Genomic DNA, 21,494 nt, shown 5'->3' on the forward strand with positions numbered 1-21,494 from the left:
AGTGGTCATTTTTTCCGCAACTGCTCAAGTCGGGCATCGAGATCGGCGTTCGGGTAGCGTTTGTGCAGGTTGTTGAACAGGCTGTCGGCGGCTTGCGACTGGCCGGATTCGCGCAGGCGCAGGACTTCGTGCAGTTGCGCGTCGAGGCCGTTGGCCGTGACAGCGGCGCGTTTGCTGAATTTGGCTTCATCGGCGCTGATGGCCTGATCTTGCATCGGCGCGGCCATTTCCATCATCGGCACAGGTGCAGGCATGGCGCCGGCCGGGGCCGACAATCGGTGCAGTTGCGCTGAGTCCGTGTCGGTCATGGGCACTGCTAGCTCGGGGGCAGGAATGTAGTCGTACTGACGCAGCGGCTCAGGAGCACGCTGTACCAGCGACAGCATCAATGCCACACCAACCAGACTGGCGAACGCAACTTGCCAGCGTGGTTTGCGGCATATATCCAGCCAGCGTTGCCACAGGCTAGGTTTCGGCGCAGGGGTTTGACGCTGCGCGGCGTTGAGGATGAACGCATCGAGGTGCGCTGGTGGTTCGGCGTTGTGCTGTTCGCGCACATGTTTGATCAGCGGATCTTCGGGTGTCTGGCGGGCGTCAGTCATGTCAGTACCTCCTCGGCCAGCAGCCGACGCAGTTTATGCTGGGCGTAGCGCAAGCGGCTTTTGACGGTTTCCAGCGGTGCTTCGGTGAGGCTGGCGATTTGTGCCAGGTCGAGGTCGCCGTGGGCGCGCAGCAGGAACACTTCGCGCTGGTCGGCGGGCAGGGTTTGCAGGGCGCTTTCCAGACGCAGGTTGTCACGGCTGAGGCTGAGCAGTTGTTCGGGATCGTTCGCCTCGTCGCTGACGGCATGCGCTTGTTCGTCATAACTGTCGTGCAGCGGTTGCTGGGCGCCATGCTTGCGCCAGTGATCGATCAGGCGATTGCGCGCGATCTGGAACAGCCATGTACGAAATGTCGCCCGGCCTTGTAGCTGACTGGCGCTGCGAATCAGGCTCAGCCAGGTTTCCTGAAATACTTCGTCGGCCAGTTCCGGTTTGCCGCTCAAGCCGAGCAGAAACCGGTACAGGCCTTGGCGATGGCGCGCGTACAAGATCTCGAACGCGGCGCCGTCGCCCTCGCGATAACGCGCCAGCAGCGATTCATCGCTGCTGGCGGTTGAGCTGTCTGCCGAGGCAAACAGCTGACTGATGAAGCCTTTCAGACGACTCACTTATTCAATCCGTTGTTCAGTGGCCAACGCGTTCGACGCGGTTGAGTTGCGCAAGCTCTGCGCCAGTTCGACCAGTTGCACGAACTCATTGCGCAAACCGAAGCGATCATCGCCACGAGCGCCACGGGCCAGTGTCTCCGTGTCTTTCAGGCTGAAGTCGCCGGTGTAACGGCCATCCTTGAGCTGCTGGGAAAACGCGGCAACGGCAGCAGCAAAACGCAGATCCTCGCTAGCCGGCGCGGTCTGATTGGCTATCGGCCGCTCGATCAGCAGACTTTTCCCACCCTCAGGACGTTGATAACGCACACGCAGCATCGCCAATTCTCCGCTTTTCCCGGAAACAACTGGCTCCGACTTGCCGTAACGCAGCGGCTCCAGCCAGCCCTTCTCGCCCGCCGGAACAATTTCGTACAGCGCGGTCACCGTGTGTCCTGCGCCGATTTCGCCGGCATCGACTTTGTCATTGCTGAAATCCTCACGCTTCAACGCTCGGTTTTCATAGCCAAGCAGGCGATACTCGCTGACCTGTGCCGGGTTGAACTCCACCTGCAGTTTGACGTTTTTTGCCACCACGGCGAGGGTCGAACTCAACTGATCCACCAGCACTTTGCGCGCCTCGCGCAGGTTGTCGATGTAGGCGTAGTTGCCGTCGCCGGCGTCGGCCAGTTGTTCCATCAAGTGTTCATTGTAGTTATCCACACCAAAACCCAGGGTCGTCAGCGAAATCCCGGTTTTGCGTTTATCCACAGCCATTTGTTTGAGGCTGTCGAAGTCGCTAACGCCGACGTTGAAATCACCGTCGGTGGCCAAGAGGATGCGGTTGATGCCTTTGGGGATGAAGGCCTGCTGCGCCATTTGGTAAGCCAGTTCAATACCTGAAGCGCCGGCGGTCGAACCGCCCGCAGTCAATTGTTCAATGGCCGTACGAATTCTCGCTTTCTCGCGTCCGGAAGTCGGCTTCAGCACCACTCGCGATTCGCCGGCATACACCACCAGCGAAACGCGATCCTGATCGCGCAATTGATCGACCAGCAATTTCAGCGTGCTTTTGACCATCGGCAAGCCTTCGCGGCGATCCATCGAGCCGGAGACATCGACCAGAAACACCAGATTGGCCGGGGCCAGTTCCGCCGCGGCGCGGTCGGAAGCCTTGATACCGATGCGCAGCAAGCGGGTGCGCGGATTCCATGGCGAAGCGGCCAGTTCGGTGGTCACGCCAAACGGCGAGCCGTCGCTCGGCAACGCGTAGTCATAAGGGAAGTAATTGACCATTTCCTCCAGCCGTACCGCGCCTTCCGGCGGCAATCGGCCTTGATTGAGCAGGCGACGGACGTTGGCATAAGCGCCCGTGTCGACGTCGGCACTGAACGTTGAAACCGGGGTTTCGACGACGCTATGGATCGGGTTGTCGGCCAACGCCTGATACTGCTCGCGCTGCGTATCGCGATAGCCCTGTGGATAACTTTCACTCAACGGCATCGGCGCGCTGCCCGCGTTGGGCATCTTGTACAGCGCGCGCTTGGCCATTGAGGTGTCAGCCATGACCGCTTCCTGCTGAACCAGCACCTCAGGCTGCGCCGGCGCTGGCACAGCGGCGGAATCGGGTGTGGACGACGCACCGCAACCGGCGAGCGCCAGCAACACAGCAACCGCAACAGGACGCAAGAGAGGATGAGACATGGGGGCTGACCTCGGGATGAAATTGATCATTCATCCACTGAGACGGGCAGCCCTTTCAGTTCGGGTTAAACGCCGCGAAAAAATTTCAGCGGTGATAACGCCGCACCGCACTGCTGTTACGCAGCACATGGCCTTTGATTTTTTCCATCAGCTCAGCGCGGGTCAGACCGGCCGGCAAGGCATCCGGGGCCAGATCCAGTGCGTAGATCTGGATGATGTAGTGGTGCGCACTGTCGCCCACTGGCGGGCACGGCCCCATGTAATGGGTATTGCCCTTGCTGTTGGTGCCGCCGACACCTTCGAACGCGGATTTGGCGCCGACGCCCGCGGCGATCTGGCGCGTGGTGGATTTGATGCCGTAATGAATCCAGTGATCGACGCCCAGGCCTTTCTGGCCGTCCGGGTCGTGCATGACGATCGCATAACTCTGGGTACCGGCAGGACCTGCGTTCCAGCTCAGGGCCGGCGACTGGTTCTTGCCACCGCAGCCGGCTGCATCGCTGGCCGCGGCCGAGGTGAACAGGCGGTTATCGGAAACACCCGGAATGTTCAGGGTGAAACGCTCCTGGGCCTGCGCCGGAAACTGCACGCAAAGGGTGACGGCGAGGGCCGCCAGCCATGGGTTAAGAGAGGTCAATCGGGTCATTCCGGGAGCACCTTGTGCAGTGGGGCCGTCGTCGGCCTGCAAACTATAGCTGTACCGTTCGTGCCGTGGCAGTGGCAAATGGCTGAACCTCGCACTACCGCGCAAACTCACAAGAGAAATGCCCGCGAGGAAGCCGACCATGCCCCTGCACCGTGTCGCCTGTATTGCCGATGTCCCTGAAGACCGTGGCCTGCAAGTTGAAATCGGCGAGAGCAAGATTGTGCTGCTGCGCGCTGGCGGGCAATTACGTGCGTTTCAGGGCGAATGCCCACATGCCGGGGCGCCGCTGGCTGACGGTGCGTTGTGTCACGGACGCCTGATCTGCCCGTGGCACAAGGCTGCGTTTCGCGCGGAGGACGGCGCGTTGTGCGAACCGCCGGCGCTCGACGGCCTCAAGCGCTATCCGCTGGAACTGCGTGGTGAGGAGGTCTGGGTCGACGATCAGCCGTTGCCGGATCCGCATGCACCTCCAGCGGATGATTCGCGGACTTTTGTAATCGTCGGTGCCGGGGCGGCAGGCACCGCGTGTGCAGCGGCGCTGCGGGAAAAGGGTTTCGGTGGCCGCATCGTCATGATCGACCGCGAGGCCGATGCCGGTTACGACCGCACGGTGCTGAGCAAATTTGTCCTCGCCGGGGAAATGCCACCCGAGGAAGCGCCGCCGCTGCGAGATGAAACTTTCTATAAAGAGCAGCGCATCGAGCGACTGGAAAACCAAATCACCTCGCTGGATGCTGCAAACCAGACGTTGCATCTGAGCGACGGTCAGTCCCTGCGCTATGACGCGGCCGTGCTCGCCACCGGCGGTGAACCCAATTCCTTGGAATTGCCCGGCGCCGACCTGCCGCAGGTCTTCGTCCTGCGCTCAAAAGCCCAGGCAGAGCAAATAATGAATGCCGCCAAACCCGAGCAACGCGCGGTGATCATCGGCGACAGTTTCATCGCTCTCGAATGCGCCTCGGCCCTGCGCCAATATGGCCTCGACGTCACGGTGCTGGCTCGGCACGCGATTCCCTTCGCTGCCCAGTTCGGCGAAGCCGTGGGCAAAACGATTCGCACGTTGCACGAAAAGAACGGGGTGAAATTCATCACCGAACACGAGGCCACCGAGATCATCGGCGACGGCAAAGTCGAGGCGGTGCTGCTGGACAATGGCCTGCGGCTTTCTGCGGATCTGGTACTGGCCGGGATCGGTGTGCACCCGGCCACCGAAGCTTTCGCGTCACTGCCGAGGGAAAAGGATCAGTCATTGCGCGTCGATGACGGCCTGCGTGTGAGCGAAAATCTGTGGGCCATCGGCGACATCGCCACGTTCCCGTTGAACGGCCAGTTGCAACGCATCGAGCACTGGCGCCTGGCTCAACAACACGCGCGTATCGCCGCTGCCAATATGCTCGGTGGCGACGAACATTACCTCGACGTGCCGTTCTTCTGGACCTGGCATTTCGGCAAGAATTACGACTACCTTGGCCACGCCGAACACTGGGATGAGGTGGAGTTTCTTGGCGAGCCTGAACATCCGCCATTTATTGGTCTGTTCGGTAAAAACGGCATTCTGGTCGCTGCAGTCGCTTGCGAGAAGGAACGGGCGATGGCGATGCTCGCCGAGCATATGAAACAGCCGCTGCTGATGGAAGAGGCCTGGGCGCTGGTTCGCGACTGACACAAACCCCTATGTAGGAGCTGCCGAAGGCTGCGATCTTTTGATCTTCAACGTCAAGAGATCGCAGCCTTCGGCAGCTCCTACAGGGACTTTGCCACTCAGGTAAGCCGGTTTACCGGTTCGCGATTATCGTCATCTTCAGCATGCAGAAAGATCACGCACGGGTGCTCCAGCGGTGCCAGCGGCGGTGGCAATTCTTCCTTTTGCACCGGCCAGAAATGCGTCACCACATGGCTGATGTCGCCTTCCTGATCGTTGTGAATGGTCATCACCCCGGGCGTGCGCAGCTTTTGAAAGCGGTCATCACAAAGCTTGAAGCTCTTGCTCAGCCCTTCATCGTCGATCACCGGCGACGGCAGCCTGCGCTGGGAAAAACTGCGACTCTTGCGCTGCTGATAACGCGCCCAGGAAATCAGAATCACCGCGTTGACCAAGGCAATCCACAGATAAATCTGCAGGGTACCCAGCGCGTCGAACGCCGATTTATCGATCAGCGGCCCGCCCGCATGAGTGTCGACCAGCGGCCACAAGCCACGGATCAGCAGAAACAGCAGGCCAACCCAGGCCAGCACGGTGAGGATCACATCGATCACTACCAGAAAGGGCCGCTGGCGAGTCCGGATGATTTTCATTTGATGACCTCCTCTTCGTCATCGCCGATCGGTTTAATGCCCCGATCAGGACTGACCCAACGCGCACGTTTCTGATGTTGGCCGAACAGCACTTTGGGGAAGCTGACCAACGTGGTCAGCAGGCTGATAAGCCAGAACACCAACGGATACCAGACCACCCAGAACATCGTGCGGCCCAACCCCGGCTCATAGCGCCGGTCGATGACGATGCTGACCGCGAACTGCACCAGACAGACAAATGCCAGCAGCAATCCGGTAAACGCCGGCGGCATCAGATGATCCACCGCGATGGCTTCCGGCATGACCACAAACTTGCCGACGGCCCAGAAAATCACCGACAACAGGAAGGTGAATGCCCACCCGGTCGACAGGCAGTATTCGAAGAGCAGCGGCCACAGGTAACGATGGCGGTACTGCCAGATGCCACGAATATTCTTGAACAGCACTTCGGCACCGCCCTGCGCCCAGCGCAGTCGTTGCTTCCATAGCCCACCGAGGGTTTCCGGCATGAGGATCCAGCACAGCGCGCGCGGCTCGTAGAAGATGCTCCAGTGATCGAGTTGCAGCTTCCAGCTGATATCGATGTCTTCGGTGATCATGTCCGGGCTCCAGTAACCGACGCGGTTCAGCGCGGTACGACGGAACGCGACGATCACGCCGGAGACGGTGAAAATCCGCCCGAACACCCGTTGCGTACGCTTAATGAGCCCGATGATCGACGAGAACTCACCGACCTGCACTCGCCCGACCAGCGTCGAACGCGTACGAATCCGTGGGTTACCGGTCACCGCGCCGAGGCGTGCGTTATCCAGCATCGGTGCCACCAGATAGGCTGCGGTGTTCGGCGCCAGCAGCGCATCACCGTCGATGCACACCAGATACTCACTGCGTGCCGCGATGGCGCCCATGCGCAGGGCCACAGCTTTGCCCTGGTTTTCCGCCAGATGCAGCACGCGCAGACGTGGGTCTTCCTTGGCCAGCGCATCGAGCACTTCGGCGGTGTTGTCCTTGGAGCCGTCGTTGATCGCGATGACTTCGATGTTCGGATAATGCTGGGCCAGCGCCGCATGGATGGTGTCGGCGGCGTTGTCACCTTCGTTGTAGCAAGGGATCAGGATCGAGATCAGCGGCTCGCCTTCCAATGGTGGCGGCAAGGTGTCGTCCTGCCACGGCCAGTGGCGCTCCCAGTGCAGCCAGAAATACAGGCCGCCGGCAATCCACAAGCCGGACATGAACAACGGGTAGAAGAACACGAAGTCCATCAGGAACTGCCCGGTCACCAGGAAGATCAGCCCCAGCGGTACGCCGAGGACGATCGCCAGAACAAGCAGGGCTAACAGTCTATCCAGCATGTTATGGATTCCATTTGTTGGAGAGTGCAGGCCTTACGGTTTTCAGGTCCGGCAGGTTGTCGAGGAAGTTGTCCGGGTAGTAACCGAAACTGGTCGCGCCCTGACGCTTGAGGCGACCCATCCAGTCCGCCAGAAGGGCACCGTCGATGTCGGCCTGATCCTTTTTCGTCCAGTCGCGTGCCTGCAATTCGAACACCGTACGATCCAGCGCGCCGGGGCGCTTTTTGACCGTGGCCACCAGCGCTTCCAGCCACGGGCCGGACTCTGCCTGGGTCTGCTTTTCCATCAGCGGCATGGCCATCGGTGCCGTCCAGTCGTAGGTCACGAGGAAGTCATCGAGGTTCTGTGCGTACCATGCTTCGCTCTCGGGGTTGAGCATCGGCTCGGCGAAGATGTTGCGCGCGGTCTGCACTTGCGGACCGCGAATCGCACGGACTTTGGCGGTCAGCTCGTTGGTGAAGTCGATGAGGTATTGGCTCTTGAAGCGCGTCCAGCGCTGCATCGCTGCCGGATCGTCGCGCAATGCGCCAATCGAACCTGGCAAACCGTGGGCAGCGTAGGCTTTCAAGGCTTCAGGACCGGCATCTTCGAAATCCGACAGTACCGCGTCGTCGTGATAGAGAATGCCGTTGACCGAGGTCAGGCGCGCCACGTCTTCGTAGATTTCACCGATGATCCGTCGCACTTCAGGATCGAACGGCGACAAGCGTTGGTACTGATCCGGATCCACCGAGGTGATGCCGGTTTTCGGGTCCCAACGGGTCACGCGCGGCAGTTTCGAGTCGAGACCAAAACTCAGCACCGGCATCCACGCGAAGACCTTCACGTTAGCGCGGGTACGCAGTTGCCAGGCGACGCGGTTGAAAATATCCGCACGCACCGGCAAGTGACGGTTGGGGAAGTACAGCGAATGCACCAGGCCATCGCCCTTGGGATCGGCGAAGGCTTGCAGGAACACCGTGTTGGCGCCCAAGTCAGCGATGCGCTGCACCAGTTTTCCGAGGTTGATGTCCTGCTGCGCCGGATCCGGGTCGTAAACGTTGTCCAGATCAACATGCACAACGCGCATGACGAAATCCGACTGCACGTCGACGATGCTGTTGGCGAAACGCTCGCCGTCAGGATCCGAAGCGACGAGAAAGCGCGGGCTGCTCATCAGATTGTCGAGGGCGTCGAGACCGTCTTCGAGGGTCAGGGCCATTTCGTAGCCCGCCTCGCCGACTACCGTCAGCGATGTGCCGTCCGCCGCGCCATACGGCCAGACCCAGACGCGTGGTTTGTTGCCGGTGAGCTTGCGGATTTTTTCCGAGATGTTGTTCACGTCAGTGCGGATCCGCGCCTGGAAATCAGCCTCGGATTCATAACGCTTGGTCACTGGGTCATAACGCCGGGTGGCCGCCGCAGGCTGCAGGTTGCCCTGCGGGTTGGCCAGAATACCTTTGTGATTGGCGTCGGTGTGAGCAGCGATTTCCACCAGCCCGGAGCGTGAGATTTCGCGGATCTGATCCCAGGTCAGAAAGTCGGAACGCGCACGCGGAGCACCGGCGAAATCCACCGGTTGATTGAGTGGCGTGTCGATCCAGCTGCCGACCGGCGCCAGCAACGCATGCCAGTTATAGGCGCGCAGTACCGGCAGGACGCGGGTGTAGAAACTCGAATAACCGTCGTCGAAACTGAGCAGAATCGCTTTCGCCGGCAGTTCCGAACCACCCTTGCGCGCGGCCATGATCTGGTCGACGGTGACCGGTTTGTAGCCGTTCTCGCGCAGCCAGGCGAGTTGCTCGATCATGCGCTCGGTGCGCACCGCAACTACGGCCTGATCAGGATCGCGGTCTTCGACGTCGTGATAGGCAATGCCGAGCACGTGATTTTTCGGCCAGGGTTTTTCGCTGGCCGCCAGCGGACGCTCGGACGGCGGCGCGAAGGCCGGAGCTTGCTGGGCGCAGGCGCTGATCAGCAGCGCTCCCAGCAGAAGGATGAAACGCGAAATCAAAGGCATCTTCAAACTCTTCTAGAAGCGGAAAGTGAGGTCGACGAGCAGACGCAGATCGGTCTCCCGATCCCCGTCGTAGGGCCGGTTGATCACACTGAGCAAACCGCCCACCTCGAACACGTCGTTCCAGGCATAGCGCTGGCCGTAACCGAGCAACGCCATGCCGCCGGTGCCGTGCTCACGCTGGCTGTACGTCCCCGCGCCGGCCTGGAATTGTTGGCTCCAGGCCGTTTCGTAGCGGTGGTAGAGCACGTGATTGACGTTGACCAGCGGCATCACACTGAAGTCGGATTTGGGGTTGAAGTACGGCACGTCATCGGACTTGGAGTTGTGGCTGGTGCCGACTTCCAGTCCCGCATCAACCTGCACGTTCGGCGCGCTGTAGACGCCCTCGCGGCCGGTGAGCAAGGCTTCGACGCGGTTGTTGCCGTCGCTGAAGTGCGACGGGCTGACCGACAGACGCCACTCGCGGCTTTCGTTGGCGCGCCAGCGAATGAAACCGCTGCCGCCATTGGCCTTGATGTCACTGTTGAGCGCGCGCAACGGCGTCTCGGCCGAGAGGTATTCGAGGCTGCCGCCGTACTGCCAGTGATCGTTGATGTCACGGGCGATCGCCAGCCGCGCGCCCTGTTTGTCGCCGAAACCGTAATCGTGATTGGACACTTCGGCTTCAAGGGTCATGTCACGAGTGCGGCGTTCCAGGCCAACACGCTGAAAGCGGTGGTGCCCGGTGCCTTCGGCGAAGTCGCCGGTGGCATACCCGGCCCCGGCGAACACGCGCCAGTCTTCATCGATCGGCGGGCTGTACAGGGTGGTCTGGATGCCAAAATCGCGGCTGCCACTGACGGCTCCGGCATCGCCGCTACCGCCACCATTGGCCTTGCCGCCGTAGGCTTCGACGCGCAGCTCGGACATGTCATGCACTTCGCGCTCACGGGCCAGACGCTGCACCTGGCGGTTATCCGGATAGCGTGCGACGACGTTGTCGGTCAGCGCATCCATTTGCCGCCATTCCTGCAATTCCATCGCGGTGTGGGCCTGGCCAATTTCCAGGCCCATGGCGCGTGGCACCATGCTCTCGGTTTCCTTGAGCTGCATTTCTGCGCGGCGCGGCCAGTTACGGGCCAGGTATAAATCGGCCTGAGCCAGACGCAAACCGACGTTACCCGGCGCCTGATCGACCAGCGTCTGCAAGCGCTCCTCGCCATGGGGCAAGTCAGCGCTGTAAGTGCCGGCCTGCGCAGCCAGTTGCTGGGCGTCCATCCATTCATCATTGGGGTTGCCGATCGGCAAGCCCTTGAGTTCGACACGCGGACGCTGGGACTTGGCGGCGTCCTCGGCGACTTTGCGCGCCTCGTCAGCGCGGTCGCTTTCCAGCAGCGAGTAGTACAGCGCAGTGGTGTCTACGAGTCGGTCGCCGACATCGGCATCCGGCGCCGCCAGCACTTGGCGATAGAGGTCGGTAGCGATTTCTGGCTGACGCTGATCCAGATAAGACGCCGCTACCCAACGCAGTGCGTAGGTCGGAATCTTCACGCCTTCGGCTTGCAGCTTTTGGGATTCAGTGATGACGTCGGCGGTGCGCGCCCGGGCCTTGAGCGCGCCCATGCGGTCGATGCGCCAGCGAATCACGTCGTCGTGAGCCGTGGCGTCCGGTGTCCAGGTGGCGAGCAGTTTGTCGTAGTCGGCCAGTGCGCGGTCGGCGATGACGTAGCGTTCTTTTTCACTGCGGGTGGCGAGTTCGGCGAGACGCACGCGCTCGGCGGCCAGATCACCTTCGAGGCGACGCAACGTGACCGGATCGATCAGGCCCGGACGCTGATTGGCCAGACGCAACGCCGGTTCCGGCAGACGCGCCTTTTGCAGAGCAACCACGTATTCGCGAGCGACTTCCGGTTTGCTGCCGGCGCGCTTGAAGGCCTGATCGTATTCGAACAGAGCATCGTAAGGTTTGTTGTCACGGGTCAGGGCGTAGCCCAAGGCGAGACGGCGCGACGGATCATCAGGTTTGGCCGCCACCAGCGCCTTTGCGCGGCTCGCCGCTTCGTCGGGTTTACCGGCATCCGCCTGGGTCAGGGCCAGGCCCAGTTGCAGGTCGGCGTTATCCGGCTCCAGCGCCAAGGCCTTGTTGTAGACCTGCGTGGCTTGATCCCAACGCTTGAGGTTGCGATAGGCACGGGCGGTGGCGGTCAGCGCCTGAACCGGCAGGACGCGGTCGCGGCCCTGGGTTTCATAGACCTGCGCCACTTCGGCATCGAGGCCGGCCCAACTGGCAATTTGCAGGTGATCGCTGATCTGCCCGGTGGTCGACTGGCCAGGAGGCACCTGACGCAAAACCGTCAGCGCCGGCGTGGTTTGCCCGGCACGGGCGTCACGCACCATCTGATCGTAGGGTGTATCGGCAAACGCCAGTGCCGGCCAGAGCAATTGGCTGCACAGCGCGACTCGGAACAAAGGGCGTAAACCACGATGTAATACAGGAACATCAATACGCGGCATTCGTCAGCATCCTTACATGGCCAGCCGGGTCGCAATGCCCTCCTTGCCCTTTCGTAACGGTGGCCGCCAATACAGATGCAACGGCCAAGCTTAGTCAGGCAGTTTTGCACGCAAGCGCAGACCGATCTCCGGAACACAATAATTGTTCAGAATCGTGCTGGCGGCTCCGCCGGCACACCGAAAACCCGAACGCCAGACAGCAAAACGCCCGGCGTCTGTGCGATACAGAGGCCGGGCGTTGCTATCAAGAATGCAGAATTACTGCACTTGCGTGACGCCTGCGAACTTGCTCATCAGGAAGCCGATGAACTGCTCGACGGTCATCTTCTGGCCGTTGAATTCGACCTGATTGGCGGCGTAATGCAACTTGGTCACCACGTTGCTGCCGTCGACGACTGCCAACTGCGAACCGACGGCCATGCCGGCGAACATGTCGGCCGCTTCCTTGGATTGATCGACGATGGCTTTGGCATCGGTCTGACCATCCAGCTGTGCCTGCACGCTGAGCAGATCGACCAGCATCGGCTTGGACACCTGGATATTCAGATCCAGCAATGCGATCAGTTGTTTGCCCAGTTGATCCGGCGGCAAGTCCATCGATTGCGGCTTGGTCAGGTCGATCACCAGATTGGCTTTGCTCTCGCCGTTGGCGGTGTTGAACGAGAGGTTTTCCAACGCAAACTGCGGGCCGGCAGCCAGCAGTTTCTGCAGGTCGGCTTTGACCTGGGCGTTTTCCGCTTCGGTGAGGTTCAGCTCCGGCGCTGGCAAGCCTTGGGCTGCGGCTTCGGCGGCTGCTTTTTCGTACGGCTGCAATTTGGTCTGGTAGACCTGCATCAGCGACATGGTCGACGGGATGTCGAGGTTTTTCAGGCTCATGGCCATGTTCGCCGAGCCGACTTTCTTGTCGTTGAGGCTGACTTCGCCAATTTTGTAATCAGCACGACCCGAGGCATTGCTGCCGTTTTCTTCGGTGAGGTTCTTCATTTCGAAGTTCTTCACGCCAAGCACCGATTGCTTGGTGCCGAAGGTGGTTTTGCTGTTGGTCAGCACCAGGGTGTTTTCCCCGGTGTAGTAGCCGTAGCTGCTCTTGGCGAGGTTGCTGGCCAGCGTCAGACCGTTGAGTTCGACCTGCACCGGAGCCTGATCTTCAGCAACGGTGACCAGTTTCAGGTTGTCCATGTAGCCGTCCGCCTTGACCTTCTGCGCTTTGGCGTTGGCAGAAATGTTCATGGTCAGGCCGGAAAACTTCAGACTCGACTGCTCATCCAGTGCAGTTTCGAACGGCAGCAGATCGAGGGTGCTGGTGGTGGATTCGTCGTAGCCGATGCTGGTCACGCCTTTGAGCGGCGCGGCGCCCTTGGTGGCGGCGAACCATTTTTCGGTGGCCGGATTCTTTTCCAGCTCATAGTTGCTGGTGGCCATGACCGGCAGCCATTTCAGCGAAACCAGACGCGAGAACGGCAGCGGGCCATGTTCGATGTGATCAACGAACAGCAATTCGACTGGTTTGTCGCCAAACATCTCGCCTTCACCCTTGAGGCGATAGTGCGCGGTGCTGGTGAAGGTGTGGCGTTCCAGCGACACCAGTTCCAGCGACGCGGTGCCGTTGGAGCCGGCCATGGCGGTTTGCAGCTCCTGGTTGGCGTTGCTGACGGCGTTGTTCAGCACGCCTTCGATCTTGGTCCCGGTGTACCAGGCCCCGCCTGCGCTGATCGCGCCGATGGCAACAACAATTCCGAGAAGCACGCCTGCTGATTTATTCATGAATGACCTGATCGATTTCCGTGGCTGTGAGTGTCGTCGTCTTCCCTGAACCCGTGACCGGGTCGCGGCTCGACTCCGCTGAATTCAGCGGTGGAGATTAGCACCGGGCGCGTGAGCTGGCCCAATGTTTAAAGGTTAAAGAGTGTCTATGGGAATTGTGGACAGTGGTCGGGCAGGAAGAGTTTCGGTGTTTTTCAGTCCGCCTTCGCGAGCAGGCTCGCTCCCACAAGGACAACGCTGTACCTGTGGGAGCGAGCCTGCTCGCGAAGGGGCCAGATGATTCAGCCGAGATTCAGGAATACTGAACCTCAATCTCATCCAGTTGATGATCAAAGCTTTTCAGCCGCGCGGTCCAGGTGTACACCAGCACTTCGAAGTCCCGATCGATCACCGCCCCGCCCGCCCCGTCGGCGCGCGGATCGCAGAAATCCAGTTGATAGCGTTCACGAGCCATCGCTGTGGCGACATCGGACAACTCCCGGGCATTGTTGAGCCAGTGCCAGCCCTCGCCATCAATCTGCTTGTCGAGTTCCAGGCACTGCTTTTTCAGCGCTTCGAGGCTCTTTTCCAACGGCGTGCCGGTGAGTTCGCCCATGACTTCAGCGAAGGTTCGCCCCGGCTGCCAGTAACTGCCCCAGAAATACCGGTCGAACACGGTTTCGACCCGGCGCAGAGCGACTTTGGTGTCCCAGATCAGCACCAGAGTCTTGCCCTGTTCAAGTTGCCGTTTCTTGACACGCTGCACCTGGATCGACGCCCAAGCGACCACGACGATTGCCATGACCGCAATCAGCGCGACGGCGCTGTCGAGGAAAACCATGGCCTTGTCGATCTGGTGAGCCAGCATGATGCCGTAGAAATAAGTGGCCGAGAGCAGCACCAACGCTACCAAGGCGCACCAGAAGCCGAGAGCGTAAGGGTTTTTCATTATTGGTTTCCCCTAGACCAGCGCTAGCAATGTGCGCTGGAAGGGTGCTTTGCACGGGGCGCCCTTCCAACACTTCAAAGCATAGCAACGGCCTCAGGGTTTGCTGGCGCTTGCAGCGTTCGTTCGTCCGCTTTCCCAACCGCCGCCCAAAGCGAGGAACAAATCGATCTGGCTCATCGCAACCTGGGTGTTGGCGGCGGCCAGTTGCGCGGTGACATCGGTGTAGGTGCGCGTCGCTTGCAGGTCAGCCAGGAACGACTCGCGGCCGGCCTGGAAGAAGCGGTGAGTCTGGTCGGCGGCCAGTTTCGCCGACTGCTCGGCATCGGCCAGCGCATCGCGGCGTTGCAACAGCGCGCTGTACTGGGCCAGGCCGGTCTGGGTTTCGCGAATGGCGTTGAGCACCACGCCGTCGAAGTGCGCCAGTGCGCCTTGGGTGCTGGCTTCAGCCTCGCGGATACGCGCACGGGCGCCGTTGGTCGGCACTTTCCAGCTCAGCGATGGGCCAAAGCCCCAGCGGTTGGTCGACGGATCACCCAGGTCATCGATGAGACCAACAGTGCCGATGGTCGCGCCGATACTGATGTCCGGATACAACTCGCCCGTGGCGACGCCGATCCCGGCGGTCGAAGCGGCCAGACGACGTTCGGCCTGACGAATGTCCGGGCGACGTTTGAGCAGCGCGGCGCCATCGCCGACTGGCACCAATTGGGCGATTTTCGGCAACTCGGCGCAGGTCGCGGTGCCGGCGGGCAACTGATCAACCGGTTTCGCCAGCAACATCGACAAACGGAACAGCCCGGCCTGACGCGCGGCTTCATAACGCGGCAAGTCGGCGCGCAGGGATTTGAATTGGGTTTGCGAGCGAGTCACCTGGGTTTCATCGCCACGGCCGGCGTCGCGCAGTCGCTGGATCAGCGTGGTGCTTTGCGATTGCAGGTCGAGAGAGTGCTGGGCGATCTCCCGTTCTTCGTTGGCCGCGCAGACTTGGGTGTAAGCGCGAACAACATCCGCCACCAAGGTGATCCGCGCCGTGTCTGCCGCGGCCTGGGTCGCGTCGGCATTGGCCTTTGCGCCTTCGATGCCACGCTGCAAGGTGCCCCACAGATCGAACTGATAAGAAGCGCTGATGCCGATGTCGCCGACGTTATCGACCGGGACTTTTTCCGGCAGCAAGAATGCCTGACCAGACTCTTGCAAACGCTGCGCGCCCATCTTCACACCTGCGCTCCAGCCGCCCGCGGCTTCGGCCTCATCGACCTGAGCGCGAGCCCGTTGCAGGTTCGCCGCCGCGACGCGCAAATCGGTGTTGGAGGCCATGGCCTGCTGCACCAGTTGATCCAGCCGCGCATCTTTATACAGCCGCCACCAGTCCGCCGGCACCGGCGCCGAAACTACAGGTTTGCCGGCCACGGCCAGTTCACCCTGAAAATCCTTGCGCTGCACCGCCGCATCCTCAGGCACGTGATAGTCCGGCCCGACCATCTGACAGGCCGAGAGCATCACGCCCAACCCGGCGATCATCAGCGCCCTGCTCATTGCGCGGGCTCCTGCTTTTTATCGTCGATTTTTGCGTCATCGATAATGGATACCGTGGCAGTGCGCCCGGCGATCATGCGGAAGTCTTCCGGCACATCGTCAAAAGCAATCCGCACCGGAATCCGCTGCGCCAGCCGCACCCAGCTGAACGCCGGGTTGACGTTCGGCAACAGGTTGCTGCCGCTGGTACGGTCACGGTCTTCGATACCAGCGACGATGCTTTCGACATGCCCACGCAGTTTGGCGCGGTCGCCGATCACGCGGATATCCACCGACTGGCCAACATGAATGCCGTCGAGTTTGGTCTCTTCGAAATAGCCGTCGATGTGGAACGAGTTGCTGTCGACCACCGACAACACCGGGCGCCCGGCGGTAACGAATTCCTGTGGACGCGGCGCGCGGTCGTTGACGTAACCGTCCACCGGGCTGCGAATCACTGAGCGGTCGAGGTTGAGCTGAGCACTGTCCACGGTGACCATGGCTTCGGCCAGTGCCGATTGCGCGCGGGCAACCTTCGATTGGCTTTCTTCCAGCTGTTCGGCCGGCACCAGGTTGCCGAGGCCACGGTTACGTTTGGCTTCGCGCTGGGCCTGGGCGAGGGTTTCTTCGCGATCGGCGACAGCCGCTTTGGCCTGACGCAGGGCCAGTTTGAAGCGATCCTGGTCGATGCTGAACAGCACCTGGCCACGCTTGATCAACTGGTTGTCTTTCACTTCAACCTGTTGGATCAACCCGGAAACGTCCGGAGCGATCTGGATGATGTCGGCGCGAATGTGGCCGTCACGGGTCCACGGCGCAAACATGTAATACATCACCATGCGCCAGACGAGAACAACGGCAAAAGTCACGATCAGCAGGGTCAGTACCACGCGACCGATGGTCAAAAACGGTTTTTTCATGTCATCAGGTATCGACTGAGTGAGTCCACGCCGTACAGCAGTACCGCGTAGAGGGCCACGTTGAACAATGCCCGGTGCCAGACCAGACGGTAAAAGTGCACGCGCGTAAGCACGGCATGCACCAGCAAAAACAGCACATAAGTGATGCCCATCAACACCAGCAGGGTCGGCAGGAAAATGCCGCTGATGTCCAGATCACCGATCATAGGGGCGCTCCATCGGGCAGCGGTTCTTCGGAGTCGGCACTGGAGACGAATTCGACGCCGGGCAACAACGCCAGACGCAAACCGCTCAAGGCATGCAACAGGTTCAGACGGGTTTCATCGTCGCCGTGGCCATTGAGTGCGCGGCGAGTGCGATCGAGGGTCATCAATAACGGCGCTGGCGCCGGCAAGCGTTCGCCCGCCTTGAGGCAGGCGCGGAAATACTCGCCGACTTCACTGACCACTTGCTGCAACAGCGCGTTCGGCGCGCCGGTCACCCGTGGGGTGTAGGCGAGCAAATCGAGCAGGTTCAGGCCCACACGCACTTCGCGCATGGCAATGCCGGTGTCCTGGCCGGTGAGGGCCAGACGCGGCAGGTGCTGCATCAGTCGATCGAGCAACTGCACGCCCAATTTGCGGTGTTCGGCAAGGTTGGCCGGCTCGGTCATGTCGACGATGTCTTTCCAACTGAAGCGGGTCAGGCGTTTCGCCGCCAGTTCGGCACCGAACGGGCGTGCGACCAGCGTCCAGATAAACGCGAACAACAGCCCTAACGGACCCGCCAGGTTGGAGTTCACGAAGGCGAAAAAATCCGCATCGTAAGCGCCCTGAATGCTGATGAACGACGAGGTGTTGACCAGCGTCAGCAGCATGCCGAGGAAGAACCGCGGCTGTACCGTCAACGTGCCGACGCAGATGAACGGAATGGAAAACGCCAGCACCAGCATCGGGAAGTCATGCAGGTTGGGCAGAATCAGAAACAGATAAAGGCTGGCGAACAACACCGACATGCCGGTCCAGAAAAAGAACCGGTAAATCTGCGGTGCCGGGTCGTCCATCGAGGCGAAAAAGCTACAGGCCACCGCGGCGAGAATCACTGCGCTACCGCCGTCCGGCCAGCCGAGCAGAATCCACAGCACCGAGGCAGTGATGATCGCCAGAACGGTCGAGGCCGCCGAGTAGAGCATCAGCCCACGATCGATAAACGGGGTGAGCCGACCCAGGCGCCAGTGGCGATACACCGCGCGCCAGCTGTCCTGGCGTTCGCAAAGAATCGCGTCCTGCAAACTGCGGCAGTCTTGCCACAGATCGATGAATTCGCCGAGGCGATAAATCGAATTTGAGAACAGCAACTGCCTGCGATCCTCAAGTGCCTCGATGCTCGGCTGCTGGGCTTCGAGCTGATCTTTCAGGGCTTGCCAGCGATCGAGATCGGCGTCCTGATGAGCGAGCCATTCGCGGGTCGCGGCCAGCAGCGGTGCGAATTTTTCCACCAGTTCCGGCGTGCGCCGTTCGAGGGCGTAGAGCGAATCTTCCAGCGCATCGATCACCGGCAACAGATGAATCATGCGCCCGCGCAATTCCTTGGTGTTGCGCACGGTTTGCGGTCGCGCGCCTTCGTGGGGCAACTGGCCGATCATCAATTCAAGGCTGTTGAAGTTGGCGACCATGGCCATGCGCAGAGCAGTGACTTCTTCTGGCTGCACATCGCGGCTGAGGAATTTCAGGCTGTAGGTCGTTGCGTCGGCGAACCACTTGCTCACCGCGTCGTTGAACACTGGCGCCAAGCGACGCGGCCAGAACATCGCACCAACCACGGCGGCGACAGCGATGCCGAGGAAAATCTCTTCGGTACGCGCTTCCGCTACGTCCCACACCGCCAGCGGGTTATCCACCACTGGCAAGGCAATCAGCGGCAAGGTGTAACCGGCGAGCATCAATGCGTAGTTGTTGGCCGTGCGCAGTTGCAGGGACAGGAACAGCAAAATCCCCGTCCACAGCGCGATGACCACCACTAGCACATACGGGCTCTGGACGAACATCGGCACGAAAAAAACCGCCGCTGCCGCACCGAGAAAAGTACCGATGGCACGGTACAACGCCTTGGAACTGGTCGGCCCGAGAAACGGGCTGGAGACGATATACACCGTGGCCATCGCCCAATACGGACGCGGCATTTGCATGAGCAAGGCGATGTACAGCGCAATCATCGACGCTGCAAAAGTCCGCACCCCGTAGAACCAGTCGCGGGCTGGCGGAATGCCGGAGAAAAAACCGTTCAAGAATTAACCACCCATGGCGGGTTGGCCGCCTCAAAAGCTCTGAGTACCCGAAGCGTAGCTTCCAGATCGCTTTGCTCGATGCCTTCGAGCACCTCGTGACGCAAGCGCACCAGTTCGATCTCCACCGCTTGCACCAGTTCACGCCCGGTGTCGGTCAGGCTCAGGCATTTGGCGCGGCGATCCTGGGCATCTTCGGTGCGGCAGACGTAGCCGGAATGGCAGAGCTGATCGAGCAGACGCACCAGCGACGGACTCTCCATCCCGGCCGCCTGCGCCACTTGCACCTGGCGCACGCCCTCGCCCAAGCGGCCGATCATCAACAGCGGCACGGCGCAGGCTTCGGAGATTCCGTAGTTGACCAGCGTGGTCTGGCAGATCTTCCGCCAATGCCTGGCGGCAACCACCATGGCACTGCTGATGTTCATCTGGAGAGCGTCGAGTTCGTTCGGCACGGGGAAATGCACACTGTTAGTTTGCTAACTATCAATATTGCATTGGAGGGGAATTTCAGTCAAGTTTTGAAACAAATTGCCTGTTCAGGGTTAGCCTACCGAATCGAAATCACCCGCAATCTGCTCAATGAAATCGAAAACCTCCTCCGGCACGCTGAACTGGAACTGCTTACGTCGATGCGTTGAAACTTTGTCACCGTTTTCCAGACACATCATTACCAATTTCGAGAGGTCGCTCCCCCGTACGTCAAAACGCCCATTCACCTCTTTGATGACGTAGTCGTATTTTTCAAGAAAATCGGTCTCCTTGCGCAGCTCCACTTCCAATGCTCGCAAGGCCATCTGCAAGGTAAATTCTGCACATTGAGTCCCGTCCCAGAATCGATAGATCGAGTCGTGCCCAATAAAATCGAAAGCCATCTGATCAGCGTCCAGCCAAGTGACATTCCAGAACTCTCTTGCTGGTTTCGAGAACTCCTTTAACGCTTCGAGATAGCCAGACTCTTCATGTTTCATCGCTACGGAAACCGGTAATAACAAACCATTTTTTAGAGCGCCAGAGTGGCAAAGCGTCTGGTGAATCAGGAAACGTGAAAGTCGACCATTGCCATCCATGAACGGGTGAAGAAAGACAAACCCGAAAGCCACAACCGCTGCAGCTATCAACGGATCAACCTGCTTGGCTGAGTGATTGGCAAAACTCATCAACTCGTCCATCAACTCCCTGCACAATTGCGGTGGAGGCGGGACATAGCTGACGCCAGCTGCGCCTCTCAAGCCGTTGTGTAAATGGTTCTGTTCATGACGGAAAAGCACAGCTTTATCGAAAGGATTGGAAACCGTACTGTTCTGCAACTCGACCAAATAGTCTTCGCTCAACTCTGTTCGCTCATGGGCTTGGCGGAGAAGCCGAACAAAACGACGCGACTTTTCTTCGTTGGGCTCTTCTTTCTCAATAGCGAAAGAATCGCGGGTCTCATGCAGATAGGCCCAATTGATTGCCCGATCCATCATTTCCGGCGGCAACGTCGCCATAAAAGCCTGGGCTCGACCAAGGATGTCCAGATCAAGCAGCGCCTGCAGCTCCGTCGTACGCTCGACTGTGGCGCAGTAACGCATTGACCCCAACCCGTTAAAATCTACCCGCCAACGACTATTTCGAATTGCAGGCCCGGTGACATAACGCTTGGGATCAAACAAAGCGACAACGTTGCCCCGAACCGGTACGGAATATTCCAGCTGTTTGCCCGTGAAACTTTCCCAAAGAAAACAGGCTTTGCGGATAAATACCCCGTTAGGTGATCGGCTCAACTCACCTAGCAACTCGTCCGCTTCAACGGTTTCAAGCGCCTGAGCAAGAATGCACAGGTTTATTCCCTCATGCTTCAGAGCAAACAAGATGTGCTCAAGTGTCGAACCCTGTGCCGGCGCGACGCCGTTTGGAACCGCTAGACACTCACCGATCAAGGTAATCCGGGTAACCGGTTTGATCATCGCAATGCGCTTGGGGGCAAATGCATTAAGCTTCAGCGCATCACGCAGGTGGGCATATCCAACAGTTGGCATCGTCATCGTCCACATAAAAAATTCACTGCGACGATTAAAGCCCAGTTTTTTTTACATCGCGCATGTTTTTTTTACATTTCAGCCTTTTCCTACAATTTTTTTTACACTTTTCTGCCCTTACGCAACAACACATCCAACTGATCCACTACCTCCGCCCAGTCGGCGTCATCCAGAATCTCGTCACGCAAAAACTCCGCTTGGCTCTTCGTCCAGAAAAACGCGTCAGCCAAATGCAGTTCGGGTTTGAGCGGGGAATGGGTGGTGATGAATTGGTCGATGCTGGTCGGGTCGTTGTCGAGGCCGAGTTGTTTGAACAGGGATGGGAGAGTGTGGGTTGGTTGCTCCATTGCTGAGTTCCTTCAAAAATGGGGTGTTTGGAAGATTATTCGCGAGCAGGCTCGCTCCCAC

General features: G+C 59.9%; 18 protein-coding genes. 1 reads left to right on the forward strand and 17 read right to left on the reverse strand.

Annotated elements, in window-relative coordinates; translation table 11 throughout:
• Positions 1-5 precede the first annotated feature (5 nt).
• The 4 genes from KBP52_RS17600 to KBP52_RS17615 form a co-directional block, all read right to left on the reverse strand.
• Positions 6-602, reverse strand: coding sequence for a hypothetical protein (locus tag KBP52_RS17600; protein WP_212620641.1), 597 nt, complete (start codon positions 600-602; stop codon positions 6-8).
• Positions 599-1,210, reverse strand: a complete 612-nt coding sequence (locus KBP52_RS17605) for an RNA polymerase sigma factor (RefSeq protein ID WP_282961170.1) — start codon at positions 1,208-1,210, stop codon at positions 599-601. Before KBP52_RS17605 ends, KBP52_RS17600 begins: the two co-directional genes overlap by 4 nt.
• Entirely contained in the window at positions 1,211-2,890 is a 1,680-nt protein-coding gene (locus KBP52_RS17610) for a VWA domain-containing protein (protein WP_212620642.1), read from the reverse strand.
• Between the two features lie 85 nt (positions 2,891-2,975).
• Positions 2,976-3,536, reverse strand: coding sequence for a YbhB/YbcL family Raf kinase inhibitor-like protein (locus KBP52_RS17615; RefSeq protein WP_077570099.1), 561 nt, complete (start codon positions 3,534-3,536; stop codon positions 2,976-2,978).
• 139 nt (positions 3,537-3,675) lie between these two features.
• On the opposite strand from KBP52_RS17615, the gene KBP52_RS17620 reads away from it, so the two are divergent.
• Entirely contained in the window at positions 3,676-5,199 is a 1,524-nt protein-coding gene (locus tag KBP52_RS17620; protein WP_212620643.1) for an FAD-dependent oxidoreductase, read from the forward strand.
• 98 nt (positions 5,200-5,297) lie between these two features.
• On the opposite strand, the gene pgaD is transcribed toward KBP52_RS17620, so the two are convergent.
• From pgaD to KBP52_RS17685, 13 genes are all read right to left on the reverse strand, one after another.
• Positions 5,298-5,831 carry a poly-beta-1,6-N-acetyl-D-glucosamine biosynthesis protein PgaD gene (gene pgaD / locus KBP52_RS17625; RefSeq protein WP_212620644.1) on the reverse strand — a complete coding sequence of 178 codons (534 nt, stop codon included), beginning with the start codon at positions 5,829-5,831 and terminating at the stop codon, positions 5,298-5,300.
• Positions 5,828-7,183: a poly-beta-1,6-N-acetyl-D-glucosamine synthase gene (gene pgaC / locus KBP52_RS17630; RefSeq protein ID WP_077570093.1), complete on the reverse strand. Its 1,356-nt coding sequence runs from the start codon at positions 7,181-7,183 to the stop codon at positions 5,828-5,830. Before pgaC ends, pgaD begins: the two co-directional genes overlap by 4 nt.
• Before the next feature lies 1 nt (position 7,184).
• Positions 7,185-9,182 (reverse strand): poly-beta-1,6-N-acetyl-D-glucosamine N-deacetylase PgaB, encoded by a 1,998-nt coding sequence (pgaB, locus tag KBP52_RS17635; RefSeq protein ID WP_212620645.1) that lies wholly within the window; start codon positions 9,180-9,182, stop codon positions 7,185-7,187.
• A 12-nt stretch (positions 9,183-9,194) separates the two neighbouring features.
• Entirely contained in the window at positions 9,195-11,675 is a 2,481-nt protein-coding gene (pgaA, locus tag KBP52_RS17640) for a poly-beta-1,6 N-acetyl-D-glucosamine export porin PgaA (protein WP_212620646.1), read from the reverse strand.
• A 258-nt stretch (positions 11,676-11,933) separates the two neighbouring features.
• Positions 11,934-13,439: a YdgA family protein gene (locus tag KBP52_RS17645; RefSeq protein WP_212620647.1), complete on the reverse strand. Its 1,506-nt coding sequence runs from the start codon at positions 13,437-13,439 to the stop codon at positions 11,934-11,936.
• Positions 13,440-13,731: 292 nt separating this feature from the next.
• Positions 13,732-14,367 (reverse strand): NADH:ubiquinone oxidoreductase subunit N, encoded by a 636-nt coding sequence (locus KBP52_RS17650; RefSeq protein ID WP_077570085.1) that lies wholly within the window; start codon positions 14,365-14,367, stop codon positions 13,732-13,734.
• 93 nt (positions 14,368-14,460) lie between these two features.
• Positions 14,461-15,903: an efflux transporter outer membrane subunit gene (locus tag KBP52_RS17655; RefSeq protein WP_212620648.1), complete on the reverse strand. Its 1,443-nt coding sequence runs from the start codon at positions 15,901-15,903 to the stop codon at positions 14,461-14,463.
• Positions 15,900-16,802 (reverse strand): HlyD family secretion protein, encoded by a 903-nt coding sequence (locus tag KBP52_RS17660; RefSeq protein ID WP_137219072.1) that lies wholly within the window; start codon positions 16,800-16,802, stop codon positions 15,900-15,902. The genes KBP52_RS17655 and KBP52_RS17660 overlap by 4 nt, the downstream gene beginning before the upstream one ends.
• Positions 16,799-17,008, reverse strand: a complete 210-nt coding sequence (locus tag KBP52_RS17665; RefSeq protein WP_007917703.1) for a DUF1656 domain-containing protein — start codon at positions 17,006-17,008, stop codon at positions 16,799-16,801. Before KBP52_RS17665 ends, KBP52_RS17660 begins: the two co-directional genes overlap by 4 nt.
• Positions 17,005-19,068: an FUSC family protein gene (locus tag KBP52_RS17670; protein ID WP_212620649.1), complete on the reverse strand. Its 2,064-nt coding sequence runs from the start codon at positions 19,066-19,068 to the stop codon at positions 17,005-17,007. Before KBP52_RS17670 ends, KBP52_RS17665 begins: the two co-directional genes overlap by 4 nt.
• On the reverse strand, positions 19,065-19,493 hold the full coding sequence (locus KBP52_RS17675) for a MarR family transcriptional regulator (protein ID WP_038367319.1): 429 nt from the start codon (positions 19,491-19,493) through the stop codon (positions 19,065-19,067). Before KBP52_RS17675 ends, KBP52_RS17670 begins: the two co-directional genes overlap by 4 nt.
• 117 nt (positions 19,494-19,610) lie before the next feature.
• Entirely contained in the window at positions 19,611-21,101 is a 1,491-nt protein-coding gene (locus KBP52_RS17680; RefSeq protein ID WP_249122192.1) for a Fic family protein, read from the reverse strand.
• 86 nt (positions 21,102-21,187) lie between these two features.
• A complete protein-coding gene (locus tag KBP52_RS17685; RefSeq protein WP_212620650.1) occupies positions 21,188-21,433 on the reverse strand; it encodes a DUF2789 domain-containing protein in 246 nt (81 codons plus the stop codon).
• Between the last annotated feature and the right edge of the window lie 61 nt (positions 21,434-21,494).

This window comes from Pseudomonas sp. SCA2728.1_7, assembly GCF_018138145.1.
GTDB classification, from domain to species: domain Bacteria; phylum Pseudomonadota; class Gammaproteobacteria; order Pseudomonadales; family Pseudomonadaceae; genus Aquipseudomonas; species Aquipseudomonas koreensis_A.

What these genes read in the sequence shown, in the direction of transcription:
- KBP52_RS17600 (WP_212620641.1), bottom strand. Translation starts at nt 602, where the DNA reads ATGACTGACGCCCGCCAGACACCCGAAGATCCGCTGATCAAACATGTG.
- KBP52_RS17610 (WP_212620642.1), bottom strand. Translation starts at nt 2,890, where the DNA reads ATGTCTCATCCTCTCTTGCGTCCTGTTGCGGTTGCTGTGTTGCTGGCG.
- KBP52_RS17615 (WP_077570099.1), bottom strand. Translation starts at nt 3,536, where the DNA reads ATGACCCGATTGACCTCTCTTAACCCATGGCTGGCGGCCCTCGCCGTC.
- KBP52_RS17620 (WP_212620643.1), top strand. Translation starts at nt 3,676, where the DNA reads ATGCCCCTGCACCGTGTCGCCTGTATTGCCGATGTCCCTGAAGACCGT.
- pgaD (WP_212620644.1), bottom strand. Translation starts at nt 5,831, where the DNA reads ATGAAAATCATCCGGACTCGCCAGCGGCCCTTTCTGGTAGTGATCGAT.
- pgaC (WP_077570093.1), bottom strand. Translation starts at nt 7,183, where the DNA reads ATGCTGGATAGACTGTTAGCCCTGCTTGTTCTGGCGATCGTCCTCGGC.
- pgaB (WP_212620645.1), bottom strand. Translation starts at nt 9,182, where the DNA reads ATGCCTTTGATTTCGCGTTTCATCCTTCTGCTGGGAGCGCTGCTGATC.
- pgaA (WP_212620646.1), bottom strand. Translation starts at nt 11,675, where the DNA reads ATGCCGCGTATTGATGTTCCTGTATTACATCGTGGTTTACGCCCTTTG.
- KBP52_RS17645 (WP_212620647.1), bottom strand. Translation starts at nt 13,439, where the DNA reads ATGAATAAATCAGCAGGCGTGCTTCTCGGAATTGTTGTTGCCATCGGC.
- KBP52_RS17650 (WP_077570085.1), bottom strand. Translation starts at nt 14,367, where the DNA reads ATGAAAAACCCTTACGCTCTCGGCTTCTGGTGCGCCTTGGTAGCGTTG.
- KBP52_RS17655 (WP_212620648.1), bottom strand. Translation starts at nt 15,903, where the DNA reads ATGAGCAGGGCGCTGATGATCGCCGGGTTGGGCGTGATGCTCTCGGCC.
- KBP52_RS17660 (WP_137219072.1), bottom strand. Translation starts at nt 16,802, where the DNA reads ATGAAAAAACCGTTTTTGACCATCGGTCGCGTGGTACTGACCCTGCTG.
- KBP52_RS17665 (WP_007917703.1), bottom strand. Translation starts at nt 17,008, where the DNA reads ATGATCGGTGATCTGGACATCAGCGGCATTTTCCTGCCGACCCTGCTG.
- KBP52_RS17675 (WP_038367319.1), bottom strand. Translation starts at nt 19,493, where the DNA reads ATGAACATCAGCAGTGCCATGGTGGTTGCCGCCAGGCATTGGCGGAAG.
- KBP52_RS17680 (WP_249122192.1), bottom strand. Translation starts at nt 21,101, where the DNA reads ATGTGGACGATGACGATGCCAACTGTTGGATATGCCCACCTGCGTGAT.
- KBP52_RS17685 (WP_212620650.1), bottom strand. Translation starts at nt 21,433, where the DNA reads ATGGAGCAACCAACCCACACTCTCCCATCCCTGTTCAAACAACTCGGC.